The organism is Mucilaginibacter daejeonensis (assembly GCF_020783335.1).
In the GTDB taxonomy this organism is placed as follows: Bacteria; Bacteroidota; Bacteroidia; order Sphingobacteriales; family Sphingobacteriaceae; genus Mucilaginibacter; species Mucilaginibacter daejeonensis.
Window position 1 is genome coordinate 3,145,035 of sequence record NZ_CP086068.1, and the last position, 26,660, is coordinate 3,171,694.

The window sequence follows — 26,660 nt, forward strand, 5'->3', positions numbered from 1 at the left end:
GGCTATAGGTATCTATCAGAACTATTATGACGATCAGTATACCAACTACCACCCTAAACAAAAAAGACCCGGTAACCTAACGGTCCGGGCCTCTTCTTAATATTTGTGATAGTCTTTTTAGTTCTTGCTCAACTGCTCAACAGCTGATGAAGGAGTGATACGCAAGGTTGCTTGTTTGTCTCCTTTATACAGGCTCAGCAGGTAAACCTCATCATCAAATGAACTGATAGCTGTCAAACGGCTTAGTGCACTTGATGGAGCGTCAGCGTATTGGAAGCGGATCAGCTCTTTTACGTGGTAGCCTTCATATTCGCGGGCGATCTGTTTTTTTGCGTGTGATGGCAATACGTTATAAGCTACAGTTTCTGTGTGACCGATGTATTTGCCGTTGTTATCATAAAAAGCGGCCATCTTCACACCATCAACAGTGAATTCAGCCTTTTCAAAATTCTCGTTAACGGTCCAGGTGATGTTCTTGGCGTTGTAAAACTCATTGTCGAATTGACGCATTACAAAGTAAGGAACTTTGTTAGAATCATCTTTACCACCCTCGGCAGCAAACGCACCTAAACTAAATATTGCAACAAAAGCACTTAATAATGTCAACTTTTTCATAATGTTTCAGATACCAAAGTGTTTATTCTTATATCTTGAAACAAAGATAAGGCAGATATGCCAAAATCATAAACAAAATTGAACTTTTATGAAAATTTCACAATACAAGTCGTTTTTTGTTGCAACTTTCAAATTAAACCGATTTCATTGAGCATAAATTGAAAAGTTGATGATCACTGGTGGTAATAGTAACAACTATGTCAACGAAACGTCGGTTAGATCACAGATATTATGATCTATAAGGCCTTGATGTGGTCGAGAAATAAAAATAAGGCTTTCTTCTTGTCCTCTGTCAGATCGTAATCGATCTTGTGCATCAAATAATCCTTGATGTCAAAATCGTCACGCATTGGCATGGTCTCAAAAAGTTCGGTCCTATGGTCTAATCCATACTTAAGTGCTTTATTGAACTCTGCAATGAACGCATCAGGGATAGGCTTGTTAGCGATCCAAGCGGCAAAGGTGAACGGCAACCCGGTAAAGTTCATCCATTCCTGCGCAAGGTCATATACGTACGGGTAGTTGTTGGCCTTTCCAAAGGTGCGATCGCCGATCTGTACAAATGCAGTAAATGTATCTGTAGAAATGCTATAGTCCGGCGCTTTTACCACCATTGTAGGGCTAAGTTTCCAATAGTTCTTTAAAAGTACCTTTGCCAGGTTGTTCGAAGAGCGCGACTCAGGGTCCAACTGAAGTGTGGTCACCTCTTGTATGGGGCAATTACTAAAAATGAAAACCGAATTGACCGCGCCTACGGCACCTATGCAATAGTCAGATACTAAGTTCCATTCAGGGATATTCAGTGTGGCTGCTACAGGTATCAGACCAATGTCGGCCTCGTCGTCAATCAGTTTTTGTGCACAGTCTGATGGCATGTCCAGGCTCAGGTCTACCTGATCCAATATGCCGCTATGTTGAAGGCCGTATATGAACGGCTTGGTGTTAGTGTAGCTAACAGCCGATATCTTTATCTTTTTCAATAGAGGTTAATGAACTTGCAGATGGATAGCATTGTTGAATTCAGCTATCTGAAACTCGCTACCATCATACGTGACTTTATACAGAACGAGATTTTGATGTGGGAAGGTCTCCATTTCGGTAAGTGGCTTGCCGGTAAGCAGGCACAAGAATAAACGCATGGCCCGGCCATGCATGCAGATCAATACATTCTCTTCTTCAGGACGGCTCATAATGATATCCAGCGCCTCCTTTTGACGCGCCTGTACTTCATTAGGGCTTTCTCCCCTTTCGAACTTTGAATCGAGTTTACCAGAGGTCCAATCACGCATGAGTTTCAGAAATGCCGCCTTGGTATCAGGCGTGCTGGCCTGACCCTCGTGGATGCCCCAGGCCAACTCATCCAAACCAGAAAGTTTTTGGTAAGGGATGCCGGCATCGATGAATTGCTGTATGCTTTGCTGGGTACGTATTAGTTCTGATATGTAGATCTTATCAAATGGAACATGCTTGTACGACTCGTAGAACATACCGGCCTGGATGCGCCCTTCGGCGTTAAGATCGGTATTCATACCCCTACCCTGTACGATACCTTGCTTGTTAAGATCGGTTTGCCCATGGCGGACAATGTATAATGTTTTTATGACCATGCTTAATTAATGACCGGCAATTTATAGAACTGAGGTTTCGGCTCATCGGCGAACTCGTGATTCTCATAATCAGTAATCACATGGTAAAGCGTGTCGCGTTCTACCGGGTGCCTGCCCACCTGTTTGATCAGCTCTACCAATTGCCTGGTACTCATACCCGGGTTTTGCTCTTCAGCTCCGGCCATGGAGTATATCTTGGTGGTATCGTCAAGTGTACCGTCAATATCGTCAACACCAAAGTTGAGCGACAATTGGGCTGTGTTGCGGCTGATCATGGCCCAATAGGCCTTGATGTGATCAAAGTTATCTAAATAGATGCGAGCGATGGCATAGTTGCGCAGATCCTCGATCACCGATGATTCGGCTACGTTGGACATTTGGTTATCCTTATTCCTGAATTTAAGCGGTATAAAGGTTTGGAAACCACCGGTACGATCTTGCAACTGACGCAGACGTTCCATGTGATCCACCCGATGCCAGTATGATTCAATATGACCGTACAACATGGTCGCATTGGAGCGCATACCCAGCTTATGCCATTCTTCATGAATGTCCAGCCACTGATCGGCGGTACATTTATCTTTGGCGATCTGGTCGCGTATCTCCGGGTGGAATATCTCGGCACCGCCACCTGGCATTGATTCCAAACCAGCCTCCTTCATCAGGCGCATGCCGGTGGCATAGTCCACCTTAGCCTTTTTGAAGATGTAGTGATATTCCACAGGCGTCAAAGCTTTTACATGCAATTCAGGACGATGTTCCTTGATGGCCGAGAACAGTTGCTGATAGAACGGCATATCATACTGTGGCAACACCCCACCTACGATATGTACCTCGGTAACCGGCTCTTGATCGTACTTTTTAACGATGTCGAGCATCTCGTCCATGGTGTATTCCCAGCCCTCTGACCGTTGTTTGATAAGGCGAGAGTACGAACAAAATTTACAATCGTAAACACACAGATTAGTGGGCTCGATATGAAAGTTACGGTTAAAGTAGGTGCGGTCGCCATGCCGGTGCTCGCGTATGTAATTGGCCAATACGCCTACATAGCTGAGTTCTCCTTTTTCATATAAGGTAACGCCCTCATCAAAGGTGATCCTTTGATGATCAAGTACCTTTTGGGCAATGCTCTTCAGATCGTCAGCTAAACGGGGATCATCAAGTAATACCCTTAATTGTTGTTCAGCATCCATATGTAAATATTTGCCGCCAAAGTTACCAAAGTAGCAGGTATGGCGTATCACCTGTTTGTAATTAGTGGAATGGTGAGCAGTAAATGGTGAATAGTGAGTAGTTGTTAAAAGTGAGAACAACAACTCACTGCTCACCACTCACTATATGATCCTATTGATCACTACGCTCTCTGGGTCAGTAAGTGTGAGTGGCACTTTTTCTACCGTCACGAAGCTAAGATCCAGGCCAAATCCGCGCTCTTCAGAGATACTCATTTTTTTGAGCTGACCGTATATGGTCATGATCGCACGCTCATAAAATGAAAGGGTGTGCGACCTCGACATCACCTTCTCGATCACCACAAAACGGAAATCGCCGACGATCTTGCGGGCATTAAGCGAACGGTATTGACTGGTGATATCTACCTCACCTTTTTTTACCAGGTCCTCTACCACTTTGCGGAACAACAAGTTGATCTGCTGCTCTACTCTAAAGCCGAGCTTGAAGTCGATACGAATGAGTTTGTTAGGAACCAGGAAGTCCACCTCATAATCGCGGGTGTAAGGTTCGTCCATTACGTCCACGTGTACCAGCCAGTAAACGTCAGCTCGCTTAGGTTGCTTTTGCAAGATCGAGTAAATGATCTTCGATTCTACCTCAGAATTAAAGTTAGCACTGGTGAGGTACACCAATTGCGAAGCGTACTTAGGAACCGTATCATCCTCGCTTAACTCTTTAAGAATATCGTAATAATCCTCGATCTCGATGAACTTAACATAGCGGTTACGGATACGGCGCGCGGTATGCCAGCTCCACATCACAATGAACAATACCAAGCCAATACCCAATGTGAACCAGCCGCCGTCTACAAATTTACCGAGGTTACCGAACAGGAACGTACCTTCTACCAGGAAGTAGATGACCAGGAACAGCGTGATCAGGTATGATGGCACCTTGCGACGTTTCAAGAATTTGGATACCAGGATGGTGGTCATCAACATGGCTACGGTGATACTCAAGCCGTAAGCGGCCTCCATCTTTTCAGAACGCTCGAACAGCAATACAACACCAATACAACCCAGGCACAGGATCCAGTTGATACTTGGCACATAAAGTTGGCCTTTTTGCTCAGACGGGTAGTTGATCTTCACCTTCGGCCATAGGTTCAATCTCACGGCCTCCGCGATCAGCGTGTACGAACCCGAGATGAGCGCTTGGCTGGCAATGATCGCAGCAACAGTAGCTATACCGATGCCGAAGATCAGGAACTGCGGGGGCATGATCTGGTAAAATGGATTGAGCAGGTTAAGGTCGAGTTTTTGACCGTTATGTTGAAGTAGCCAAACGCCTTGGCCAAGGTAGTTCAGGATCAGACAGGCCTTCACATAGATCCAGCTCACTCGAATGTTAGAACGACCACAGTGGCCAAGATCTGAGTACAACGCCTCAGCACCTGTGGTACACAGGAACACAGCACCCAGTATGGTGAACGCCGCTGGGTCAGTGGTAAGCAGTTGGAACGCGTAATGCGGGCTCAGTGCCTTTAAGATCCACGGCATATCAATGATATAGTTGATACCCAACACGCCCATCATGGTGAACCAAAGGAACATGATAGGCCCAAAAGCCTTACCCACCAGCGAGGTACCGAATTGCTGTATAAAGAACAGACCGGCAATGATGGCGATCACCACGCTCATTGTAGGTAACTCCGGATACTTGGTGTGCAAACCTTCGATAGCAGATGATATGGTGATCGGCGGGGTGATGATACCATCGGCCAATAGCGCACAACCACCCAATATAGCCGGTACGATAAGCCATTTAGCCCTGCGCCTTACCAGTGAGAATAGCGAAAATATACCACCCTCACCCTTGTTATCGGCCTGCAAGGTGATGATCACATACTTGATCGTGGTTTGAAGGGTAAGCGTCCAAAATATACACGAGACACCGCCCAGAACCAGCAGTTCTGAGATCTTTTCTTGCCCTATTATTGCTTTGAATACGTATAAAGGTGAGGTACCGATATCGCCGTAGATGATTCCCAAACTGATCAGAAAGCCAGCGGCCGTCAGTTTTTGCAGATCTTTGTGATGTGATGACACTTTTTTAAATAAAAAATTATCAATATGGCCGCAGAATTAAACTTATGAGCGGCTGGTGTATCTATTTAATAACAAGGATACTATTGGCTAAACCGTGGAAACCGATTATTGTTAAATTTTGTTAAAAATAATATTGACGGTGGTCGCAGCCCAATTATTGACTTGATTTATTAGTACCTTTGTAATTAATAGCGAACATGGGGCAAAGATATACTTTTAATCATTTATGGATAATAATAATTGCGATGGCAATATCCATGAATCTTGCCTTTACCATTGGTCCTATCAAACAGGCCAAAGCCGATACCATATACGCACGCAAGGCAAAAAAGCCCTCTTATTTAAAGAATGGCCTTCCCGCAGGACCGCTCCCACAGGTCAAGACCACGCCTTATATCGTGCACTCTTCGACCGGCACACCACCGAGTGATAAACTGCTGACCAATGTGCAGGTTTACCCTAATACCATTACCGATCAGATCAACATCAAGTATACCATTGCCCGTAATAGCATCGTGACCATCAAGATCATGGATGTACTAGGTAACAATGTAGCTACTTTATTAAGCGACAGGGTAGATTCAGGCGAAAGACTTGTTAGTACCAATCTGTTGACCACCAAGCTGACCAGCGGCTTCTACTTTTTACGGGTAATGGTTGGTACCGAATCCGTGATCAAGCGCATCACCGTTCTATAAGGACGAATTTACGCTTCCTTTATTATTTAATTGAATATTATTAGGAACATTACGCTGCGGTAGCCGGATTGGCTGCAGCTTCTTTGTGCCACTCATAGCGCTTGGTGAAACAGGTATTGCAAAAATACCTACGCAGGGGCAGGAACGGAAATAACGCTTTCAACCATGCAGCACGGGGCACACGGTAATTATACGTCCTGTTGCATTTTGGACATTTAGGTAATACAGTTTGCATTTTTTTAGGGAATTCTACGCCTTATACGGATAGTATCAGAAATAGATGTACAAACATCGTATATTTTCTTAAAATAAAAAATAGCTTCCTTAATAGGTAAAAAAATAAATATCACCGAATGTGAATTGGACTTATCTCATCTGTAAGATATTAGCTACACAGGTCACACTACTTGCATATAGAAGCATCGCAATTAGACATTTTTTTTAGATTTGGGGTCTAAGAGAACATCATATCATGAAGATCATTGCTATAGGCCGTAACTACGCCGAACACGCTAAAGAATTGAACAACCCCGTGCCTACTACGCCGGTGATATTTATGAAGCCCGATACGGCTTTGCTGAAAGACAACAAGCCCTTCTATCACCCTGATTTTTCGCAGGACGTACATCACGAGATCGAGTTGGTGCTTAAGATCAGCAAGGAAGGCAAACACATTAGCGAAAAGTTCGCCTCAGGTTACTTTGACGAGATTGGCCTGGGCATAGACTTTACCGCCCGTGATATACAAGCCCGCCACAAAGAAAGAGGCCTGCCCTGGGAGTTGGCTAAAGGCTTTGATGGCTCAGCACCGATCAGCGAATTCTTGCCTAAAGAGCAATTCGGCGATCTTTACGATCTGAACCTAAAATTGGACGTGAACGGCCAGACCCGCCAGAACGGCAACACCAAGGACCTGCTGTTCTCTTTCGAAAAGCTGATCGCGTTTGTGTCTCAATATATTACCTTAAAAAAGGGCGACCTGATCTTTACAGGTACACCTGAAGGTGTGGCCGCCGTAAAACAGGGCGACCATTTACAGGGTTATTTGAACGAACACAAACTGCTCGACTTTTACGTTAAGTAAGCTAAATGATCAAAAAGCTACTTATACTGCTTGGCTGTTCGTCGTCATTTGTATTCAACAGCCAGGCTCAAGACATTATCCAAAGTAAAAAATATCCTGTAGGCGCATTCCAGTACCCGTTAGACCTGCCACCCAGCACGGCCGGCTCTTTTGGCGAACTGCGCTCCATGCATTTCCATTCAGGGCTCGATTTCAGGACCAACAGGCAGACAGGATATCCTGTACACGCCGCTATGTATGGTTATGTGTCTCGTTTGCGGGTGCAAACCGGCGGCTTTGGCAATGCGGTCTATCTGACCCATCCTAACGGATACACCACCGTTTATGGACATTTAGACCATTTAGTACCCGAACTGGCCGAAGCAGTGCGCAAATACCAATATGACCATCAAAGCTGGGAGGTAGATTTCAGGCTGCAGCCGTTTCAGTTCCCGGTAACCAAAGGGCAGCTGATCGCCATATCGGGTAATACGGGAGCATCGGGTGGGCCGCATTTGCACTTCGAGATACGGGATTCACTTACTGAGGAGACCATCAATCCGCAATTGTTCGGACTGACCATTGCTGATAAGATCTCACCGGCGATCAGCAGCATAGCAGTGTACCAGCTCAACGGCCATCCGTTCAGTGAGAACACGCCGCGTAGCTATTACTCGGTAAGTGGCGCCGCGGGCAACTATCACCTCACCAAACCTGAAACGTTATTCTTAAGTGGCGATATAGGGTTCGGTATCAGCACCAGTGATCAGAATAGCTCATCGGTCAATCGTAATGGTATCTACTCACTTGAACTGAAATTGGATGGTCGCACGGTGTACACCTTTGCGGTGGAACGATTCGCTTTCGATCAAACGCACGCGATCAATGCATACATCGATTATCCTTTATACCTCAAGACCAGGCGTACTATCCAGAAGTGCTTCATCCTTCCGGGCAGCAAGATCACCGTTTACCCGCAAAGTGAGAACCGGGGCATCATCAGCTTCCGCGATACTATGTTGCACGATGTGGAATACGTGGTTAAAGACATCGCCGGCAATACCTCCAACCTTAAACTAAAGGTGCAGGCCAGCATTCCAAAGGATCGCCCCATCGTCAACTACACAGGTACTAAATTTAGCTACGATAAGCGTAACGAGTTCAGCAATGGCCCTGTCAAGGTCATTGTAGAACCGGGCAACCTGTACGATGATGTTGATTTCAATTACTCGGTGTTGCCGCAAAAGCCGGGCGCGTATTCGGCCGTGCATCACATCCATAACCGCTTAACCCCTATCCATGCTAACTTTGAGTTATGGATCAAGCCTGATGCCAGCATAGGCAACCTTACTAACAAAGCAGTGATAGTGAATACTGTTGCAGGAAGTGTAGGCGGTATCTATCAGGACGGTTATGTGAAAGCAAAACCTGCGGCATTCGGCGATTTTCATATCAAGGTGGATACAACAGCTCCAGTGATCACCCCTATCAATATCAAGCAGGGTGCAAACCTTAAAGCTGTGCGCTCGATCAATTTGCGAGCCAGTGATGACCTTTCGGGTATCAGGTCAATAACAGCAAAAATCGATGGCAAATGGGTGTTGCTTCAGCAAGACTACCGGACCCGTATATTCAGACACAATTTCGAAGATGGCCTTGCCGCAGGGAAACACATTTTTGAAGTAACGGTTGTTGACAATAAAGACAACTCCCGCCAGTACACAGCCGAGTTTTATCGATAGATCAACAAAAAACCTATACTATATACTACCATGGCAACATTAAAAGAAGGCGATAAAGCGCCAGACTTTACCGCAAAAGACCAGAACGGCAAAACCGTATCATTAAGCGACCACTTAGGCAAGACCGTTATCTTATACTTCTACCCCAAGGATGACACCCCGGGCTGTACGGCCGAAGCATGCAACTTTCGCGATAATTATCAGTCGCTGGTAGCGCAAGGATTTGATGTGATCGGCGTAAGTGTGGATAGCGAACGCTCACACAAAAAGTTCGAGACCAAGTACAGTTTGCCATTTACCCTGATCGCCGATGAGGACCAAAAGATCGTTAACGATTACGGCATTTGGGTGGAAAAGAATATGTACGGTAAAAAGTATATGGGCACCCAACGTACCACCTTTATCATTGACCCTGAGGGCAAGATCAGCCACATCATTACTAAGGTGGACAACCCGAACGCATCGCAGCAGGTGCTTGACCTTTTAAAGGCTTAGCTAAAATTCTCATTTTTGATTACATTTAGCTCGAAATAACGAGGGCCGATCAAACCTTTCGTACCTATACTCATCAAACTAAGTATTATAGATGTCAGCATCCGTTAGCGATACCGAGATACTTGCCAAATTCCAGGACGAACGAACCCGGAACGAGGCATTTAACCTTTTGCTGAAAAAGTATCAGCAAAAAATATACTGGCACGTGCGCCGCATGGTGATAGACCATGACGATGCGGACGATCTGGTGCAGGATATCTTTATAAAAGTATGGAAGAACCTGCCGGGTTTCAGGAACGATGCCCAGCTATATACCTGGATGTACAGGATTGCTACTAATGAGTGCATCACGTTCTTGAATAAAAAGAAGCAGAAGAACAACATCCCGCTGGATGATGTGTCGTACGAGTTGGCCGAATCGTTGGCCGATTCGACCTACTTAAGTGGCGACAAGGTACAGTTGAAGCTGCAACAAGCCTTGCTTACACTGCCTGATAAACAGCGGCTGGTGTTCAACATGAAGTACTATGATGACCTTAAATATGAAGAGATGTCAGAGATATTAGGAACGAGCGTTGGGGCATTGAAAGCATCATTTCATCTGGCTGTCAAGAAGATAGAGGCCTACCTTACGTCTAACGATTAATTTTAATTTGCATTAAACCTTCAAGTACAATCTTAATCTAAAGAGGACATGAAGATCGATATAGAACATAAAGACCTGCCTGAGGATGACTCATGGAGCCAAAGGTTACCGCTGCCCGGTAACGCTTTTGGTGTCCCCGAGGGCTACTTTGATGATCTGTGCGAACGAACCGTATCGGTCACACACCTGCACCAAATTACCGAAACTGACCTTAAAAGTGGTTTCACCGTTCCGGAAAATTATTTTGAAGAACTGGGCAGTAACTTACAAAGCCGCATCAACATTGAGCAGGCAATAAGCAATGTCACGGACGAATTTGCAGTGCCTGATGGTTACTTTGATCAGCTTAGCGATAATATTCAAGCGCGCATCAATGTTGAAACGTTGTTGACCGGTAGCGATGAGGAACTTTCGGTACCACAAGGGTACTTTGATGAACTTCAAAATAACATACAAAGCCGTATCGCTATTGAAGAAGCATTGAACGGCCGTGAGGAATCATTAAGTGTACCGCAAGGGTATTTTGGGGAATTAAGCGAGCAGATCCAGGCCCGTATCAAAGTAGAGGAACTGATCAGCGCTGATCAAAATGCGATGACCGTTCCGGCGGGTTATTTTGAAAGCCTTGACCAAAAGATCATGGCCAGGGTAGCCGATGAGCAAGGTGCTAAGGTGGTACAAATGCCGGCACGCACTCAAACCGATAATGTGCGCAAGCTGATATCGACCGCAGCTTTCAAGTATGCTTCGGCCGCTTGCTTTGCGGTGATCGTTGGTTTGGCAGTATATTTTAGCGATAGCGCTTTGTTCAAGAATGGCCAGCGTGCTACCTTACACAAAGAGATATCAGAGATACCGACCGACCAGATACGCACCTTTTTGGAGAACCATACCGATGCGATGGAGACCGAGCGTACCGTGATCGCGAATGATACCCATTTTGACGAGGATACTTTAAAGAGCGCGTTACAAGATTATGTAAGTGTGCAGTGATATGAAAATGAAGATCTTGATTAGATATATAGTAGTTGTTGCCCTGGTGTTCGCGGGTTATGAGGTGTTTAGCCAGCCACCAGCGTCCTTTATGCGTAAAAACATGGTGCGCAACAAAGTAGAAAGTGCCCGGGATAATTACATTGACAAACAGCTTGACCTCAACAGTGACCAAAAGGCTAAGTTTTGGCCTTTGTACTACCAGTACCATAAGGAGATCACCGAAGTACGTAAGGCCAAAAGACAGAACCTGACCTTCAATAAGTCGAAAGATCAATTAGACAAGGACCTGCAATATGATCAGCAACTGGTTGATGTTAAAAAAAGATACACTCAGGAATTTGCGCGGATCATGCCACCTGAAAAGGTCAACAAGATATTTCAAAGTGAGCGTGAGTTCGTTGATGAACTGCTACGCCAGTACGGCGAACGAGGTACACCTGAACAATAATTAATGGTCAAACGCAAAAAGCCCTGAACGGATCGTTCAGGGCTTTTTGCGTTTATGTTAAGGCGATCTGATCGGCCACGCGATATGCATGATCACAGGAATGTTTGCTGTTATATGACCGGCCGGGTACTCTGTAACTTTTTCATAACTCGCTTCTTTTGAACTATATTTTTATCACTTTTAACGGTATTAATTAAACTCAACTGATATGCGTAAATTTTTACTCGTAGGTCTGTTCTCAGCTGCCGGGTTAAGCGCTTTTGCTCAAAATGCATCCAAAAAGCCGCTCGACCACTCCGTTTATGATGGTTGGCAAGCAGTATCGAACCAGATCATCTCTAACGATGGTAAATGGGTATCATACGTGGTGAAACCTCAACAAGGTGATGCTACGCTGACCATTACCTCGGCCAACAATGCGGCTAAACTGAATATCCCACGTGCAGATACCGCCCGCTTTACGCCTGATTCAAAATATGCGGTGTTCCTGATCAGGCCGTTCTATGCGGCCACTCGCATGGCCCGTATCAAAAAGAAGAAGCCTGATGAGATGCCTAAAGATACCCTGGGCATACTTACATTGAGCAACAGATCGATCAAAAAAGTGACCGGTGTACGCTCGTTCAAGATCGCTGACAAAACTTCAGTGATCGCTTACCTGGCTCCTTCCGATACTGTTAAACGCCCGGCTGCTGGTGATACCTCCCGCCGTGCGGTAGCGAATACCATTGCCCCCCCTACCCGCGAAGGCGCTGATCTGACCATCAAGCAACTGACCAACGGTAAAGAACGCACCTTTAAGTACGTTACCGAATACCAGATCAGCAAGGATGGCAAGTGGATAGCTTTTGCTGTGACCGCTCCACGCCGCTCAAAGGACCTGCGTTCGGGCGTGAATATCTATAACATCGAGACCGACGCTGTTAAGCCGATCAGTACCGGCCGTGGTACTTACCGTAACCTGGCCTTTGATGAGACCGGCAAGCAATTAGCTTTCGTTGCAGAGAAAAACCCGGAACGTGCCCAAGTAAAACCATTTAAACTGTATTACTACAATTCGGGTAAAGATAGCGCCATGGCCATTGCCGGCCCTAACATGGCAGGCATCACGCCTAAATGGTCTGTAAGTGGTGATGGACGTGTTTACTTCAGCAAAAGTGGTAACCGCTTGTTCTTCGGGACCGCACCGATACCAAAACCGTTAGATACTACGCTGGTAGATTTTGAGACCGCTAAACTGGATATCTGGAACTACAAGGATGATTACCTGCAGCCGCAGCAATTAAAGACCTTGCAACGCGATCTGCGTCGCAGCTATTTAGCGGTTATCCGTGCCGATGAGGCCGGTTCAAAGCTGGTACAATTAGGCGATAAGAACATCGAGAATATCTCATTGCCATTGGGCAATGATGCGCAATACGCTTTGGGCGTTACCGACACAGGTACCCGTGTACAATCGCAGTGGGAAGGCAGCGGACGCGCTGAAGCTTACCTGATCGACACCCGCACCGGCGCACGCAAAAAGATCATCGACCGTACCAAGGCTCGTTACCAATTCTCAACAGGTGGCAACTATGTACTTTGGTTCGATTCTCAGGATCAGAATTATTACACCTATAATCTGACTACCGGTAAAAAGGTGAACCTGACCAAGTCATTAGGTGTAAAGGTGGGCGATGAAGATAACGATGTACCTGATGATCCGTCGCCATACGGCATAGCCGGATGGACAAAAGGTGATAAGAACGTATTGGTATATGACCGTTTCGATATCTGGAGTATCGATCCGGCTACTGGTGCAGCTACCAGTATCACTAAAGGTGCTGGCCGCAAGAACCACCTGATCTTCCGTTATCAGATGCCGAATGCCGGTACAGGTCGTTTTGCAGGCATGTTCGGTGGTGGTGGCGACGAGGAAGACCGCTATATCCCTACCGACAAACCATTGATGTTGTTGACTCAAAACGATGATAACAAACAGTGGGGCTATTATAAGCAGTCTTTTAATTCGTCAAAAGCCCCTCAGCTGGTCACCATGGGTCCGTACAGCTACGGTAACCTGACCAAGGCCAAGAACGCTGATGTTTATATCTACACCAAGGGCAGCTTTAACAAGTCGCCTGATCTGTACGTGTCTACCGACTTAAAAAAAGAGACCAAACTAAGCGCGATCAATCCGCAGCAGGCTAATTACAACTGGTTCACTGCCGAGCTAGTGGAATGGACCACCCCTAAAGGCTACAAGTCGAAAGGCATACTTTATAAGCCGGAAAACTTTGACCCGAACAAGAAATACCCAATGCTGGTGTATTTTTACGAGAAAGTGAGCGAGACGATATACAACTATCAGTCGCCTGCCCCTACTCCTTCACGTTTGCCTATATCTTACTTTGCCAGCAACGGTTATTTGGTGTTCACACCTGATATCAGTTATGAGGTTGGCCACCCTGGCCAGTCGGCTGTAGAGTTCATTAACTCAGGCGTAGAGAGTTTGAAGAAGAACCCATGGGTAGATGGTAAGCACGTTGGTATACAAGGCCAGAGCTGGGGAGGTTACCAGGTAGCCTACCTGATCACCCAAACCGATATGTATGCGGCAGCGTGGGCCGGTGCACCAGTAGCCAACATGACCTCGGCTTACGGTGGTATCCGTTGGGAAAGTGGCGTTAACCGTCAGTTCCAGTACGAAAAGACCCAAAGCCGCATAGGTGCTACTTTGTGGGATAAGCCAGAGCTCTACATAGAGAACTCACCGTTGTTCCAATTCCCTAAAGTGCACACTCCGGTGGCCATCATGAGTAACGACGCCGACGGCGCTGTGCCATGGTACCAAGGTATAGAGATGTTCACGGCATTACGCCGCCTGAATAAACCGGTTTGGCTGCTCCAGTACAACGATGAGGCGCACAATTTGGTGCAACGCAAGAACCGTAAGGACATTACCATCCGCGAAGCTCAGTTCTTTGACCACTTCCTGAAAGGCGCCCCAATGCCTGTTTGGATGGCCAAAGGCGTACCAGCCGTTGACAAAGGCAAAGACTGGGGTCTGGCGATTAGCGATAGCAAATAATATGCAGATGACTGGATGTGCAGATGTGCAAATCCTCATATCAATAAAAGGCCCGTTGAACTTCGTTCAACGGGCCTTTTGTGTTTTCGATAAGAACATCTTCATTTCCACGTCTTCATATCTGCACATTCACGCATCTGCATATCCTCAACTTCATTCCAAATAATAATGTCTCACTTGATTTAACCGGTCGTCAAGCTCGTATACCCAGGGCACACCGGTGGGGATATCCAGTTCGGTCACCTGCTCGTCGGTCAGATTATCGATGTATTGCACTAATGCACGTAAACTGTTCCCGTGAGCGCAAATGATCACCTTTTGCTCCTGCCTCAAGGCCGGTACGATACTTTCATGCCAAAAGGGTAAGGCGCGGTCCATGGTCTCGCTCAGGTTCTCGGTCAACGGAAGCTCACGGTAGGTAAGATCATTGTAGCGAAGGTAATGCCCTGGGAAGCGCTCATCATCCTCGGTAATGGCCGGTGGATGTTCGTGCGGATCGCGGCGCCACTTGTGTACCTGCTCCTCGCCATATTTATCAATGGTCTCCTGCTTGTTGAGGCCCTGAAGCGCACCATAAAAGCGTTCGTTCAGGCGCCATGATTTCTGTACGGGGATCCACAACATGTCCAGTTCTTCCAGCACATTGTGCAGCGTCTTGATGGACCGCTTCAATACAGAGGTAAATCCCACATCAAAGGTACAGTTGTGCTTTTTTAGAAGCTGACCTGCATGCCTTGCTTGCTCAACTCCTTTATCAGACAGGTCCACATCGGTCCACCCGGTAAAACGGTTCTCTTGATTCCAAACGCTTTCGCCGTGGCGTAAAAGGACTAATTTTAAAGCCATAGTGCAAGTATAACTAATTAAGCAAGCGGCGGTTTGTAATTTATTTGTAGATCGCTATCTTGCGATTCGTAAACCAATTATAACCCCCTTATTGACATGATCCCTACCGTTCCCACTTCAGTGGTGGTAAAGGACACCGTTGCCAATCCGGCACCGCTTGGCCTTTGTGCATTTGGCATGACCACCGTGTTACTCAATATCCATAACGCCGGCATCACCGAACTCAGTTCCATGATACTGGCCATGGGCATATTTTACGGCGGTACCGCTCAGGTAATCGCAGGTATCATCGAAGCTAAAAAGAACAACACCTTCGGGCTCACGGCCTTCACCTCCTATGGCTTTTTTTGGCTCACGTTGGTGGCGTTCATCGTACTGCCCAAATTGGGTTGGATGGAACCGGCCAGTAACGCCTCCAAGATCGCGTTCCTGAGCATGTGGGGCTTTTTTACATTTTGCCTGTTCTTTGGCACCTTGAGATTGAACCGTGCACTACAATTCGTATTCGGTTCATTGACGATACTTTTTGCGCTACTGGTTTGGGGCGATGCTTCGGGCAACGCGATCATCACTCATATTGCCGGTTACGAAGGGATCATTTGCGGCGCCTCGGCCATATACACAGGCATAGCAGGCGTACTTAACGAGGTATATGGCAAAACAGTATTACCTGTAGGACCGGTTACTGCCAACTAATGAGTAAGTTTGCGCTGTGAAAGATTATAAGAAATATTACCACATCAGTGCAAGCCCTCAGGATATATACGCGGCCATCACCAACCCAGCTACCATACAACTATGGACAGGCGAAGCGGCCGAGATGAGCACCGAAGTGGGCAGCGAATTCAGCTTGTGGGAAGGCAGCATAGTAGGCCGCAACCTTGAATTTGACGAAGGCAAAAAGATAGTACAGCAATGGTATTTCGACGGCCAGGAGGAGCAGTCTATCGTGACCATCAAGTTACACCCCGATAAGCATGGCACCTCCGTAGAGTTGCGCCACATCAACATACCGGATGAAGCTTACAATGACATCGTTGAAGGCTGGAACAACGTTTACTTTGGCAGCATAGCCGAGTTTTACGAAGGATTCTGATAATTATCCTATAAAAAGAAAGTCCTCTTTGCAGATGCAAAGAGGACTTTCTTTTTATGCGCCTAACGGCTTACAGATTGTTCAGGGTCTCCTGCTCTTTCAATGCCTGAATGTTGTTCTTGGAATTAAAATCTTCGGTCTCGCTGGCAAAGTCTTCCAGGATCGCGGCAATATTATCCAGGTTATCGGCTACACGCTGGTGCATATCAGGCAGGTCTTTTTCAAGGCGTTTGTTGCCCAGGTCAATGTTGTCTACCTCTATCTTTCCCAGCTTCTGTATAATGGCCTGCTGGCTGTTCTTCAGATCTTCCAACTCGTGTACGATCTTTTCCATCAGTTCTGATCTTTTGATCTTATCCATAACGTGTCTTTCTATTTGGTACACTCTATTAAGTATTTATATCACAAAAAGTTTGGATAACCGATTATAACTAATAAATTAGTTATTAAAACATTTATCTATGAAGCTTACTTTGCTTTCTATGTTAGCTGGGCTGATGACGATCATCGGTCCTCGATCAGTGCATGGCCAAACAGTGGACCAAGCCAAACTTTTAGAATATTATCAGGCCCAAAAGTACGTGGACGCTGCCGCCTATCTCAAAAGCGTATACACCGAACCGGTGACCGATCCGGTAGCCCTACGCAACTTAGCCTACACTGCTCAAATGGCCGGCAAACTGACCGATGCCGAGACCTATTATACGAGGCTTTATAATATCGATAGTACGAGATCGAGCGTGCTGAATAGCTTGGCTGGCATCAACCTGCGCCGCGGTAACCTGGTCAAGGCGGGTGACTATTTTGGGCGGATCCTCGCGGCGGATACGGCTAACTTTTATGTGCTAACGCAGTTGGCCAACATCAGCTTGCGGCAGCGCGATACCGTTCACCTGATCAGTTACCTGGAGCAAGCCAACCGGGTGAACGCTGAGGATGCCGACGTGGCATCGGATCTGAGCGACAGGTATGTGGAAAAGCGCAGATTCAAGGATGCTGAAGGGGTATTGAGCAAAGCCATCGCGGTCGACTCGCAAAACGTGATCTTATTGCAGAGCCTGATCAAGCTCACCCACAAACAGCGCAAGTGGCCCGAGACCGTAAAAGTAGGTAACCAGCTTTTAAAACTTGGCGATGGTGGCTACCAAACCGCCATCAAACTGGGGCAAGCCTACTTCAACCTCAAAAATTATGAGTGCTGCCTGGAGGTGTTGGCCAACCTGGATATGATGCAACAGACCGAGGCCTCCTACTATTACATGGGTATGAGTTTCAAAAGACTGAAACGTTATCCGCAAGCGATAGAGAATTTAGAGAAGGCCATTAGCGAAGGGATCTCACCTGCCATTGCCAGCTATTATGGCGAGATCGGTAACAGCTACAACGAGACCAAGCGCAACCTAAGGGCGCTTACCGCCTACCAAAAGGGTTTGCAGTTCGGCGATAGCCCGATGATCTTTTATTCGCTGGCAACGCTTTATGATACTGACCTAAAAAAGAAGGCACTTGCGGTCAGATACTTCAAAAAGTACCTGGCCACCCGTCCCGCATCAGACCAGCAAGCATTGGTGGATTATACCAAAAGCCGCATCACTGCACTCACCGAAAGGTAGCTTAACGTTGCATCAATCGGGCAACATATTTGCCTATAATGTCAAATTCAAGGTTAACAGTAAAGCCCTGACGAACGTTCTGCAGGTTGGTATGTTCGTAGGTATAAGGAATGATGGCTACAGAAAAGCTATTGGCTTGCGAATTGACCACAGTAAGGCTGATACCATTTACGCAAACAGATCCTTTCTCTACGGTCACGTTGCCAGGCAAGGTGTCGTAAGTAAAAGTGTACTCCCAGCTACCGGGTAACTCGCGGTAACCGGTGCAAACCGCGGTTTGGTCCACGTGGCCCTGCACGATGTGGCCGTCCAGCCGGGCGTTCATTTGCATGCAGCGCTCCAGGTTGACCAGGTCACCCACGCGCAGCAAACCGATGTTCGATTTATTCAACGTCTCTTCGATAGCCGTCACCGTATGCTGGCCATCAGCAACAGCCACCACGGTAAGGCAAACACCATTATGGGATACCGACTGATCAATCTTGAGCTGTGAGGAGATGTCAGATGTGATGGTCAGGTGAACGTTGCCTTGCTCCTGCTGAAGATCGGCCACCCGGCCTAAGGTCTCGATGATACCAGTGAACATATCGCTTTATTTTGATATAGATGTTTGTTGAACAGATGCAACGAATGTAGGCATTATAGCGGCTGGCTTCATCAGGTAATTATCAATTTTAAGCATTGACCGATTTTTGTGAGCTACCGCATCTATAGCAAGAAACGGGTTGCCTGCTGTATGCGCCTCCCCTATCTTTGTACCAAGAATAAAGGACCAATGTTGACCCAAATAGAGATAGATCATGACCGTATAGCCAAAGCTATCGGGTATCTGAAGCAGCATTATGCTCAGCAGCCTTCTTTAGATGAGGTGGCGGCGTATGTAGGCATGAGTGCTTTTCATTTCCAACGTATGTTCACGCAATGGGCCGGCATAAGTCCTAAACGATTTGTTCAGTATCTGAGCGTTGAGCACGCTAAAAATATACTTTCCCAGAAGCAGGCCACGCTTTTTGACGCGGCGATCGGTACCGGATTATCAGGTACAGGCCGTTTGCATGATCTGTTCGTCAAGATCGAGGGCATGACACCCGGCGATTATAAGAACGGCGGCCAGGATCTGCATATCAACTACAGCTTCCAACATACACCGTTCGGTACCGTCTTGGTGGCCGCTACCGCTAAGGGCGTTTGCTACGTGGCCTTCGCCGACGAGGATGAAGAGATAGGCTTGGGTCTCTTGAAGCAGCGCTTTCCCAACGCCAGCTATCACCACCAAGCTGACGAGCTTCAGCAGCGTGCCCTATCAATTTTCACCCGCAATAAGACCGAGGTTAAAGACATCAAGCTCCATTTGAAGGGTACGCCGTTTCAACTGAAGGTGTGGGACGCCCTACTAAAGATCGCAACAGGTGATCTGACCACTTACGCTGCACTGGCCAGATCCATTGACCATCCTAAAGCTTGCAGAGCCGTAGGCAGTGCCGTAGGCGATAATCCAGTGGCGTACCTGATCCCCTGCCACCGCGTGATCCGGTCGACCGGCGAAAGCGGACAATATCATTGGGGCGCGCACCGAAAAAGCGCCATGATCGGTTGGGAGGCGGCCAGGGTGTTGAACAATGATGCGGATGTAAGCGTTGAACTATTGACCGGTGATGAACAAGATCACTGATCAACTTAGCTATGAACCTTTTTGATCTGGATGAGCGCCGAAACCTGCTACCATACGATGGGGAGGTGATCTATTATGGGCGTATACTGACCCCAGCCGTTGCCAACGCTTACCTTGATAAGCTAATGCGATCGGTCAATTGGAAAAATGATGAGATGGTGATCTACGGCAAGCATTTTATTACCCAACGTAAGGCTGCATGGTACGGCGATCAAAATTACAGCTACACCTATTCGGGCACTACCAAACAGGCCATCCTTTGGACCGATGAACTACGCGAGATCAAAACATTGGTAGAAAAACATTGCGGCAGCACCTTCAATTCCTGCCTGCTTAACCTGTATCATAACGGTGGTGAAGGCATGTCATGGCATAGTGATGATGAGCGGTTGTTGGGAAATGATATCGTTATCGCCTCCTTAAGCTTGGGTGCCGAGCGTAAATTCTCATTCAAACATAAGACCACCAAACAGACCACCTCCATCGACCTTGAGAACGGCAGCTTACTGGTCATGAAAGGTACCACACAGCGCAATTGGCTGCATGCCGTACCGAAGACCACCAAGGTTAAACAACCAAGGATCAACTTAACGTTCCGTACCATTGTTGGTTGATCTTGAATGGTTCAACCTCCAGTATTGAATCGGCGATCGTAACATATAGTTCCTGGCAGCGTCTATTAACAACAGGCATTTGCTTAAAGGCATAAGCCTCATAGGTCTTTGGGTCACACGTGGGTTATAATGGTTACATTTGCCCCATCACTCTACTGCATGCTATCAAAAAGAACTACCTGCTACTTCATTCTTTTTTTGCTATCCGTTTGTTGCGTACCTGCAATTGCACAAAAACGCTGGGCCTTGAGTGGCACCGTACGGGATGCCAGCACCGGCGAAACGCTGATCGGTGCCAGCGTACGTATAGAAGGACCTACCCAGAACGGAGCTGCTACCAATGCCTACGGTTATTACGCGTTGAGTGGCACCACCGGCACTTATACCCTTACCGTTAGCTATATAAGTTACAAAACGCTCACCAAAAGCATCACGCTCGACAAGAACACCACGCTGAACATCGAGCTACAACCCGGCGCCGAACTGGAAGCGGTGGTGGTGAGCGCCAAAGACCGTAAGAACAAGAACGTGCGCAGCCCGCAAATGGGTGTTGAACAGCTCGACATTAAACTGCTGGACAACCTGCCGGTGCTCTTTGGCGAAAAGGATATATTGAAGACCATTCAGTTGTTGCCGGGAGTTAAATCGGGCGGTGAGGGCAATACCGGCTTTTTTGTTCGGGGAGGTGCATCTGATCAAAACCTGATCCTGCTTGATGAGGCGACCGTATATAACTCATCACACCTTCTGGGTTTCTTTTCTACTTTTAATGCTGATGCCATCAAGACCGCCGACCTGTATAAAGGAGGCATGCCTGCGCAATACGGTGGTCGTTTATCGTCGGTATTAGATGTGAAGATGGATGATGGCAACAACAAGACTTTTGCGGCTGAAGGGGGCATCGGCCTGATCGCCTCGCGTTTGAAGGTGGAGGGACCATTGGTTAAAGGGAAAAGCTCGTTCATGATCAGTGCGCGCCGCACGTACATTGACCTGCTGTTGAAGGCTGCGCCCGACAGCGATATACGAGGGAACACGTTGAACTTTTACGACATTAACGCCAAAGTGAATTACAAATTCGACGATAAGAACACGGTTTACGCATCTGGGTATTTTGGGAAGGACAACATTGGCATCAAAGATCTTTTTGATAACAACTGGGGTAATACTACAGGTACCGTACGTTGGAACCATGTGTTCAACAGCAGCTTATTCTCCAACACCTCGTTCATCTATAATAAGTACAATTATGCCATCAAACTGATCGATGATGTGAACGACCTGAAAGCTACCTCACTGATACGTGACCTTAACTTCAAAGAGGACCTGCAATATTTCAGCAATAAGCACACCTTTCGGTTCGGTTTACAAGCCACTCATCATCGCATCGCTCCGTCTGATATAACCGCCAGCACTACCTCAAGCTACAACCCACTATCCATCGAGAACCGGTATGGATTGGAGACATCGGCCTACTTGTCTGACGAGTACGTCCTCACGCCAAAGCTTACGATACTTTATGGTGTAAGAGCGAGTTTGTTCAGTCTATTAGGTCCCGGCACGTTCAATACTTATGATGCCGATGGCAATATCAGCTCCACGGCAACTTACAGCAGCGGTAAGTTCGTGAAGAACTACTTTAACCTGGAGCCACGCTTCTCGGCCAGTTATGCACTGAATGAAGAGAACTCGATCAAGGCATCTTACAACCGTAACACACAGAACATTCACATCTTATCGAATACCGGGTCAAGCTCCCCTACCGATCAGTATGTGATGAGCAGCAACAACATCAGGCCTGAGATAGCCGACCAGGCAGCCGTAGGTTATTTCCGAAACTTGAAGGATAATGCCTACGAACTATCGGCTGAGACCTATTATAAGACCATGCAGAACCAGATCGAATACAAGAATGGCGCACAACTGTTGGCCAACGCCTCGGTAGAATCTGAACTGTTATATGGTAGTGGCCGTGCGTACGGCTTGGAGTTATATGCCAAAAAGCGAACCGGTAAACTGACCGGCTGGGTAAGCTACACCCTATCACGCACCGAACGCAAATTCGCGGCGCTGAACAATGGCAATTACTTCCCGTCACGTTATGACCGCACGCACGACCTGTCGTTGGTGGGTATTTATAAATTGGGCAAAAGATGGACGTTATCTGGCAATTACATTTACAGCACCGGTAACGCTGTGACGTTCCCGGCGGGCAAATATCAATTAAATGGCAACACCGCTTACTTTTATACTGAACGTAACGCCAACCGTATGCCTTACACCAGCCGGTTGGACCTAAGCGCTACGTTGGAAGCCAAGGATCAGAGCAAGCGCTTCCGCTCGAGCTGGTCGTTCGGGTTATATAATGCCCTGAATCGCAAGAACCCCTACTCGATCGACTTTAGGGATGTACCCAACGACCCAAGCCGCACGCAAGCCGTTCAAACATCCTTGTTCGGTATCATTCCATCCATCACCTGGAACTTCAAATTTTGATCCTGAAGAAAATGAAGACATTCATCAACTTGATATATTTAATTACTGCTGTAGTGCTATTCACCTCCTGCGAAAAGGTGATCGATGTACAAGTGAATACCTCTGCCTCCCAACTGGTGATCGAAGGCAATATCACCAACGTGCGCGAAACGCAACGCATCAAGGTCAGCCGGTCGGTCAACTATACCGAGACCAACAACTTCCCGGCCGTGACCGGAGCTAAAGTGGTAGTTAAAGATAACGTAGGCAATACCTGGAACTTTACCCATGCTGGCTTGGGCGTGTACACCTTCGGTCCGGTGCGTGGTATCGCCGGCCGCACCTACAACATGACCGTCACCACTAATGATAACAACACCTATACCGCCAGCTCTACCATGCCGGCACAGGTAATGGTAGATTCATTAAGTTTTACCACACTTACCTTTGGCGGCCGTACCCGCAAGCACGTGGCAGTACACTACACCGACCCACGCGGTGTGGCCAACTACTACCGCTATATTTTATACCGAAACGGCATAGCCAGCAAAAGCATTTTTGTAGAAAGCGACCGCCTTACCGATGGCAATAAGATCAAGGATGAATTGTTCCCCGCTGGTGCCGACGACGAGGATGACCAGGAGCTGGAGACCGGCGATGAAGCCACCGTTGAGGCGCAGTGTATAGATAAGTACGTTTTCAATTTTTTCTTCACCCTGCGGCAGCAAAAACGTGGTGGTCCTGGTGGCGGGGTCACACCAGGCAACCCACCGTCTAACATCAGCAACGGCGCGTTGGGCTACTTTAGTGCGCATACCTACCAAGCGATCAAAATAACCGTACCGTGACCATCTGGGTCTGTAAAATAGGCCTAAAACCACCCAATTTCCTGTAAAATGCTGTATTTTTGTACAAAAACACAGCACTTGGCATGAGCGAACAAGACGTTACCCGAACATATCCCAGACATTTTTTGCGCGCGGCTGTCGGTGGCGTTTTCTTTTTACCCGGGTTGATATTTGCCAGTTGGGCCTCACGTATCGCTACCATCCAACAAACTTTGCACTTATCGGACGCCGGTCTTGGAGCTATACTATTCTGTATCCCGGTAGGGCTTATACTTTCTTTACCGGTAGCGGGCTGGCTGATCTCCCATATCGGTAGCCGGAGGCTGGTAGTACTCGGGTTAATTGCCTATGCTATAGCACTGATCGGATTAGGTGCCGCACCTAATGTCCCAATACTGATCGCGTGCATGATCTTTTATGGATTTGCCAGTAACTCGGTCAATATAGCGGTGAATACCCAGGCAGTAGCTGCCGAAAAGCTATACGAAAAGCCGATCATGGCCTCCTTTCATGGTTTATGGAGCCTGGCCGGATTTGTAGGTGCCGGCTTAGGTACGCTCATGATCGGCAAGCGGATCGTGCCTTTGCATCACTTCATATACGTAGCGATAGCAGTAGTATTTGGCTTGCTGATCGCACGTAAATATCTATTCGATGATAAAGGGCCATCAGAGCAGGGCCCAGCATTTGTACTGCCTGACCGCTCGCTTATCAAGCTGGGTATCATTGCTTTTTGCTCGCTTATTTGCGAGGGAGCTATGTTCGATTGGAGCGTTATCTACTTCAAAAAGGTGGTAAGTGCGCAAGGCGCCTGGATGGGTGCAGGCTATACAGCCTTTATGTGTACTATGGCCATGGGCCGCTTCGTGGCCGATAGCTTTTCACACCGCTTTGGCCTGAAAAGGACCTTGCAGGTAAGTGGCCTGCTCACCGCTACGGGTTTGATCGTATCGGTAATATTCCCCTATATCGCGACCGCCATGCTTGGTTTTTTGCTGGTAGGCTTCGGCGTATCATCAGTAGTGCCCATGGTTTACAGCGCTGCTGGCCGCTCCAAGACCATGTCGCCCGGAATGGCGCTGGCAGCGGTTTCTACCATCGGTTTCGTTGGTTTTTTGGTAGGGCCACCAGTCATTGGCTTTATAGCAGGAGCCTTCAACCTGCGCGTAAGCTTTGTGCTGATCGCTGTGATGGGCCTCTGCGTTACCGGTATATCAAGCAAGGTCAAATTATAACGCTACCCTACTTTTTGGAAGTGTTCAGATCCGCCTCGGTCGGGTTGATGATATACTCGTGATGCTGACCGCTGTTACGCAAGATCAGTTTTACACGCTCATGCGGAAGATCAATATCCAGGGATAGCTTCGCCACAACCTCTGGCAGGTTCTCTAATATTGTGTTCACGTTGCTGCCTGATGGGAGGTCGATAACGATATCGTCGTTCAGGGCTTCTATTTTCCAATCTTTGATGTGGGCATTATTTAACACCTCTATCCATTTTTGCTGATAAGCATTCATGTTTTTAAAAGAACATTTCTCTACAAAAGGTTTTATAAGTTATATGAAAGCACGAGCTGCCCTGTCATGAGCTTTTTATAACTTGCCACTTTCTGTCATTTACCGCATGATCAAAAGCACTAACTCACGTTTATCAAAATTCATCCGTTCAGAGCAGTCAAGTGGTATACTGCTCATCACCTGCGTGATCATATCTTTACTGATCGCCAATTCAAGCGCAGGCAAAGACTTTGAGCAGTTACTCGCTTATAATATCGGGCGGAAGGGCAACCTGATAGACCTCGAGCTCTCCGTACTAAATTGGATCAACGATGGTTTGATGGCCATCTTCTTTTTCTACATAGGGCTTGAGATCAAGCAAGAAGTAACGGAAGGCCATCTGTCGGGTCTCAAAAAAGCTGCCGTGCCTGTGTTCGCCGCTATCGGCGGAGCCGTGATGCCGGCGTTGATCTACGCCTTATTCAATAATGGAAGTCCCACCGCTGAAGGCTGGGGCATACCAATGGCTACGGATATTGCCTTTGCGCTTGGGGCGTTGTCCATGTTGGGCAAGCTGGTGCCTTCTACTATCAAAGCGTTTCTTTCGGCCTTGGCAGTGGTCGATGACCTGCTGGCCATTTTGGTGATCGCTATATTTTATTCTGACGAATTACATTGGACATACCTATTCAGCGGGCTGGCCATATTTGTTATTCTGATGGTCATGAATAAGTTGGGCGTCAAGAAGTTGGTATATTATATCATTCCCGGCGTAGTGATGTGGTATCTGATACACCACTCGGGTATACATGCAACTATCGCAGGTGTGCTTACGGCGTTCACCATTCCGTTAAGATCCGCCAATGGTTCACCTTTGAAGCGACTGGCTCATCAATTGGCCTTGCCGGTCACTTTGGGCATTATGCCGGTGTTCGCTGTGGCCAACACTAATATCGTGTTCGAAGGCGAAATGTTGAAAGGCGTCACCAGCATACTGGGCCTGGGTATTATCCTTGGTCTTTTGGTCGGTAAGCCTTTAGGTATACTGACGTTCTCCTGGTTATCTGTAAAAACGCGGATAGGCTCCCTTCCGCATGGTGTCACCTGGAAACAACTATTAGGCGTTGGTGCGTTGGCTGGTATAGGCTTTACCATGTCCATCTTCGTGGCATTTTTGTCCTTCGGTAATTCACCTCATAACAATGAAGCCAAACTGGCCATCCTTGTCGCTTCGTGTTTAGCAGGTACCATCGGCTTCATTTACCTACGGTCGCAATTACGTCGCGTCAGCTTAAATAAAAAAGGGCTGACGAATGCCAGCCCTTTCTGATCAAT

At 47.2% G+C, this 26,660-nt stretch carries 26 protein-coding genes; 17 read left to right on the forward strand and 9 right to left on the reverse strand.

Annotated elements, in window-relative coordinates:
- Positions 1 to 117: 117 nt before the first annotated feature.
- The 5 genes from LLH06_RS13340 to LLH06_RS13360 form a co-directional block, all read right to left on the reverse strand.
- Positions 118 to 615, reverse strand: coding sequence for a hypothetical protein (locus LLH06_RS13340; RefSeq protein WP_228169784.1), 498 nt, complete (start codon positions 613 to 615; stop codon positions 118 to 120).
- A gap of 236 nt (positions 616 to 851) precedes the next feature.
- The gene (locus tag LLH06_RS13345) at positions 852 to 1,595 is read right to left on the reverse strand and encodes a menaquinone biosynthetic enzyme MqnA/MqnD family protein (protein ID WP_228169785.1); all 744 of its coding nucleotides are present in this window, start codon (positions 1,593 to 1,595) and stop codon (positions 852 to 854) included.
- A 6-nt stretch (positions 1,596 to 1,601) separates the two neighbouring features.
- Complete coding sequence (locus LLH06_RS13350) at positions 1,602 to 2,222, reverse strand: histidine phosphatase family protein (RefSeq protein WP_228169786.1); 621 nt, start codon at positions 2,220 to 2,222, stop codon at positions 1,602 to 1,604.
- Positions 2,223 to 2,224: 2 nt separating this feature from the next.
- Positions 2,225 to 3,418: an aminofutalosine synthase MqnE gene (gene mqnE / locus LLH06_RS13355; RefSeq protein WP_228169787.1), complete on the reverse strand. Its 1,194-nt coding sequence runs from the start codon at positions 3,416 to 3,418 to the stop codon at positions 2,225 to 2,227.
- Positions 3,419 to 3,559: 141 nt separating this feature from the next.
- Positions 3,560 to 5,506, reverse strand: coding sequence for a KUP/HAK/KT family potassium transporter (locus LLH06_RS13360; RefSeq protein ID WP_228169788.1), 1,947 nt, complete (start codon positions 5,504 to 5,506; stop codon positions 3,560 to 3,562).
- A 257-nt stretch (positions 5,507 to 5,763) separates the two neighbouring features.
- Between LLH06_RS13360 and LLH06_RS13365 the strand changes: the two genes are divergently transcribed.
- The 8 genes from LLH06_RS13365 to LLH06_RS13400 all read left to right on the forward strand — a co-directional run bounded on the left by LLH06_RS13365 (position 5,764) and on the right by LLH06_RS13400 (position 14,664).
- Complete coding sequence (locus tag LLH06_RS13365; protein ID WP_228169789.1) at positions 5,764 to 6,204, forward strand: T9SS type A sorting domain-containing protein; 441 nt, start codon at positions 5,764 to 5,766, stop codon at positions 6,202 to 6,204.
- 472 nt (positions 6,205 to 6,676) lie between these two features.
- Entirely contained in the window at positions 6,677 to 7,288 is a 612-nt protein-coding gene (locus tag LLH06_RS13370; protein WP_228169790.1) for a fumarylacetoacetate hydrolase family protein, read from the forward strand.
- A 5-nt stretch (positions 7,289 to 7,293) separates the two neighbouring features.
- A complete protein-coding gene (locus tag LLH06_RS13375; RefSeq protein ID WP_228169791.1) occupies positions 7,294 to 9,009 on the forward strand; it encodes a M23 family metallopeptidase in 1,716 nt (571 codons plus the stop codon).
- A gap of 30 nt (positions 9,010 to 9,039) precedes the next feature.
- Positions 9,040 to 9,504 carry a thioredoxin-dependent thiol peroxidase gene (gene bcp, locus LLH06_RS13380; protein WP_228169792.1) on the forward strand — a complete coding sequence of 155 codons (465 nt, stop codon included), beginning with the start codon at positions 9,040 to 9,042 and terminating at the stop codon, positions 9,502 to 9,504.
- 91 nt (positions 9,505 to 9,595) lie between these two features.
- Positions 9,596 to 10,150 carry an RNA polymerase sigma factor gene (locus LLH06_RS13385; protein WP_228169793.1) on the forward strand — a complete coding sequence of 185 codons (555 nt, stop codon included), beginning with the start codon at positions 9,596 to 9,598 and terminating at the stop codon, positions 10,148 to 10,150.
- A 48-nt stretch (positions 10,151 to 10,198) separates the two neighbouring features.
- Complete coding sequence (locus LLH06_RS13390) at positions 10,199 to 11,143, forward strand: hypothetical protein (RefSeq protein WP_228169794.1); 945 nt, start codon at positions 10,199 to 10,201, stop codon at positions 11,141 to 11,143.
- A 7-nt stretch (positions 11,144 to 11,150) separates the two neighbouring features.
- A complete protein-coding gene (locus LLH06_RS13395; RefSeq protein ID WP_228169795.1) occupies positions 11,151 to 11,594 on the forward strand; it encodes a hypothetical protein in 444 nt (147 codons plus the stop codon).
- Positions 11,595 to 11,802: 208 nt separating this feature from the next.
- Positions 11,803 to 14,664, forward strand: a complete 2,862-nt coding sequence (locus LLH06_RS13400; RefSeq protein WP_228169796.1) for a S9 family peptidase — start codon at positions 11,803 to 11,805, stop codon at positions 14,662 to 14,664.
- 153 nt (positions 14,665 to 14,817) lie between these two features.
- Here LLH06_RS13400 and gpmA read toward each other — a convergent pair whose 3' ends face one another.
- Positions 14,818 to 15,510 (reverse strand): 2,3-diphosphoglycerate-dependent phosphoglycerate mutase, encoded by a 693-nt coding sequence (gene gpmA / locus LLH06_RS13405; protein WP_228169797.1) that lies wholly within the window; start codon positions 15,508 to 15,510, stop codon positions 14,818 to 14,820.
- Positions 15,511 to 15,606: 96 nt separating this feature from the next.
- Here gpmA and LLH06_RS13410 point away from each other — a divergent pair, with 96 nt between their 5' ends.
- Entirely contained in the window at positions 15,607 to 16,206 is a 600-nt protein-coding gene (locus LLH06_RS13410) for an acetate uptake transporter (protein WP_228169798.1), read from the forward strand.
- A 16-nt stretch (positions 16,207 to 16,222) separates the two neighbouring features.
- A complete protein-coding gene (locus LLH06_RS13415; protein ID WP_228169799.1) occupies positions 16,223 to 16,606 on the forward strand; it encodes an SRPBCC domain-containing protein in 384 nt (127 codons plus the stop codon).
- Between the two features lie 70 nt (positions 16,607 to 16,676).
- On the opposite strand, the gene LLH06_RS13420 is transcribed toward LLH06_RS13415, so the two are convergent.
- Positions 16,677 to 16,967 carry a hypothetical protein gene (locus tag LLH06_RS13420; RefSeq protein WP_228169800.1) on the reverse strand — a complete coding sequence of 97 codons (291 nt, stop codon included), beginning with the start codon at positions 16,965 to 16,967 and terminating at the stop codon, positions 16,677 to 16,679.
- Between the two features lie 100 nt (positions 16,968 to 17,067).
- Between LLH06_RS13420 and LLH06_RS13425 the strand changes: the two genes are divergently transcribed.
- A complete protein-coding gene (locus LLH06_RS13425) occupies positions 17,068 to 18,219 on the forward strand; it encodes a tetratricopeptide repeat protein (protein ID WP_228169801.1) in 1,152 nt (383 codons plus the stop codon).
- 1 nt (position 18,220) lies between these two features.
- On the opposite strand, the gene LLH06_RS13430 is transcribed toward LLH06_RS13425, so the two are convergent.
- Positions 18,221 to 18,805, reverse strand: coding sequence for a riboflavin synthase (locus LLH06_RS13430; RefSeq protein ID WP_228169802.1), 585 nt, complete (start codon positions 18,803 to 18,805; stop codon positions 18,221 to 18,223).
- A 189-nt stretch (positions 18,806 to 18,994) separates the two neighbouring features.
- On the opposite strand from LLH06_RS13430, the gene LLH06_RS13435 reads away from it, so the two are divergent.
- The 5 genes from LLH06_RS13435 (at position 18,995) to LLH06_RS13455 (ending at position 25,063) form a co-directional block, all read left to right on the forward strand.
- Positions 18,995 to 19,891 (forward strand): methylated-DNA--[protein]-cysteine S-methyltransferase, encoded by an 897-nt coding sequence (locus LLH06_RS13435; protein ID WP_228169803.1) that lies wholly within the window; start codon positions 18,995 to 18,997, stop codon positions 19,889 to 19,891.
- An 11-nt stretch (positions 19,892 to 19,902) separates the two neighbouring features.
- On the forward strand, positions 19,903 to 20,505 hold the full coding sequence (locus tag LLH06_RS13440) for an alpha-ketoglutarate-dependent dioxygenase AlkB family protein (protein ID WP_228169804.1): 603 nt from the start codon (positions 19,903 to 19,905) through the stop codon (positions 20,503 to 20,505).
- Positions 20,506 to 20,664: 159 nt separating this feature from the next.
- Entirely contained in the window at positions 20,665 to 23,001 is a 2,337-nt protein-coding gene (locus LLH06_RS13445) for a TonB-dependent receptor (RefSeq protein ID WP_228169805.1), read from the forward strand.
- An 11-nt stretch (positions 23,002 to 23,012) separates the two neighbouring features.
- Positions 23,013 to 23,828 carry a DUF4249 domain-containing protein gene (locus LLH06_RS13450; protein ID WP_228169806.1) on the forward strand — a complete coding sequence of 272 codons (816 nt, stop codon included), beginning with the start codon at positions 23,013 to 23,015 and terminating at the stop codon, positions 23,826 to 23,828.
- An 83-nt stretch (positions 23,829 to 23,911) separates the two neighbouring features.
- Entirely contained in the window at positions 23,912 to 25,063 is a 1,152-nt protein-coding gene (locus tag LLH06_RS13455; RefSeq protein WP_228169807.1) for an MFS transporter, read from the forward strand.
- Between the two features lie 7 nt (positions 25,064 to 25,070).
- On the opposite strand, the gene LLH06_RS13460 is transcribed toward LLH06_RS13455, so the two are convergent.
- Positions 25,071 to 25,346 (reverse strand): hypothetical protein, encoded by a 276-nt coding sequence (locus LLH06_RS13460; protein WP_228169808.1) that lies wholly within the window; start codon positions 25,344 to 25,346, stop codon positions 25,071 to 25,073.
- Between the two features lie 106 nt (positions 25,347 to 25,452).
- Between LLH06_RS13460 and nhaA the strand changes: the two genes are divergently transcribed.
- On the forward strand, positions 25,453 to 26,655 hold the full coding sequence (gene nhaA / locus LLH06_RS13465) for a Na+/H+ antiporter NhaA (protein ID WP_228169809.1): 1,203 nt from the start codon (positions 25,453 to 25,455) through the stop codon (positions 26,653 to 26,655).
- Positions 26,656 to 26,660: the final 5 nt, after the last annotated feature.

What these genes read in the sequence shown, in the direction of transcription:
- LLH06_RS13340 (WP_228169784.1), bottom strand. Translation starts at nt 615, where the DNA reads ATGAAAAAGTTGACATTATTAAGTGCTTTTGTTGCAATATTTAGTTTA.
- LLH06_RS13350 (WP_228169786.1), bottom strand. Translation starts at nt 2,222, where the DNA reads ATGGTCATAAAAACATTATACATTGTCCGCCATGGGCAAACCGATCTT.
- mqnE (WP_228169787.1), bottom strand. Translation starts at nt 3,418, where the DNA reads ATGGATGCTGAACAACAATTAAGGGTATTACTTGATGATCCCCGTTTA.
- LLH06_RS13365 (WP_228169789.1), top strand. Translation starts at nt 5,764, where the DNA reads ATGAATCTTGCCTTTACCATTGGTCCTATCAAACAGGCCAAAGCCGAT.
- LLH06_RS13370 (WP_228169790.1), top strand. Translation starts at nt 6,677, where the DNA reads ATGAAGATCATTGCTATAGGCCGTAACTACGCCGAACACGCTAAAGAA.
- LLH06_RS13375 (WP_228169791.1), top strand. Translation starts at nt 7,294, where the DNA reads ATGATCAAAAAGCTACTTATACTGCTTGGCTGTTCGTCGTCATTTGTA.
- bcp (WP_228169792.1), top strand. Translation starts at nt 9,040, where the DNA reads ATGGCAACATTAAAAGAAGGCGATAAAGCGCCAGACTTTACCGCAAAA.
- LLH06_RS13385 (WP_228169793.1), top strand. Translation starts at nt 9,596, where the DNA reads ATGTCAGCATCCGTTAGCGATACCGAGATACTTGCCAAATTCCAGGAC.
- LLH06_RS13390 (WP_228169794.1), top strand. Translation starts at nt 10,199, where the DNA reads ATGAAGATCGATATAGAACATAAAGACCTGCCTGAGGATGACTCATGG.
- LLH06_RS13395 (WP_228169795.1), top strand. Translation starts at nt 11,151, where the DNA reads ATGAAGATCTTGATTAGATATATAGTAGTTGTTGCCCTGGTGTTCGCG.
- LLH06_RS13400 (WP_228169796.1), top strand. Translation starts at nt 11,803, where the DNA reads ATGCGTAAATTTTTACTCGTAGGTCTGTTCTCAGCTGCCGGGTTAAGC.
- gpmA (WP_228169797.1), bottom strand. Translation starts at nt 15,510, where the DNA reads ATGGCTTTAAAATTAGTCCTTTTACGCCACGGCGAAAGCGTTTGGAAT.
- LLH06_RS13410 (WP_228169798.1), top strand. Translation starts at nt 15,607, where the DNA reads ATGATCCCTACCGTTCCCACTTCAGTGGTGGTAAAGGACACCGTTGCC.
- LLH06_RS13420 (WP_228169800.1), bottom strand. Translation starts at nt 16,967, where the DNA reads ATGGATAAGATCAAAAGATCAGAACTGATGGAAAAGATCGTACACGAG.
- LLH06_RS13425 (WP_228169801.1), top strand. Translation starts at nt 17,068, where the DNA reads ATGAAGCTTACTTTGCTTTCTATGTTAGCTGGGCTGATGACGATCATC.
- LLH06_RS13430 (WP_228169802.1), bottom strand. Translation starts at nt 18,805, where the DNA reads ATGTTCACTGGTATCATCGAGACCTTAGGCCGGGTGGCCGATCTTCAG.
- LLH06_RS13435 (WP_228169803.1), top strand. Translation starts at nt 18,995, where the DNA reads ATGTTGACCCAAATAGAGATAGATCATGACCGTATAGCCAAAGCTATC.
- LLH06_RS13440 (WP_228169804.1), top strand. Translation starts at nt 19,903, where the DNA reads ATGAACCTTTTTGATCTGGATGAGCGCCGAAACCTGCTACCATACGAT.
- LLH06_RS13445 (WP_228169805.1), top strand. Translation starts at nt 20,665, where the DNA reads ATGCTATCAAAAAGAACTACCTGCTACTTCATTCTTTTTTTGCTATCC.
- LLH06_RS13450 (WP_228169806.1), top strand. Translation starts at nt 23,013, where the DNA reads ATGAAGACATTCATCAACTTGATATATTTAATTACTGCTGTAGTGCTA.
- LLH06_RS13455 (WP_228169807.1), top strand. Translation starts at nt 23,912, where the DNA reads ATGAGCGAACAAGACGTTACCCGAACATATCCCAGACATTTTTTGCGC.
- LLH06_RS13460 (WP_228169808.1), bottom strand. Translation starts at nt 25,346, where the DNA reads ATGAATGCTTATCAGCAAAAATGGATAGAGGTGTTAAATAATGCCCAC.
- nhaA (WP_228169809.1), top strand. Translation starts at nt 25,453, where the DNA reads ATGATCAAAAGCACTAACTCACGTTTATCAAAATTCATCCGTTCAGAG.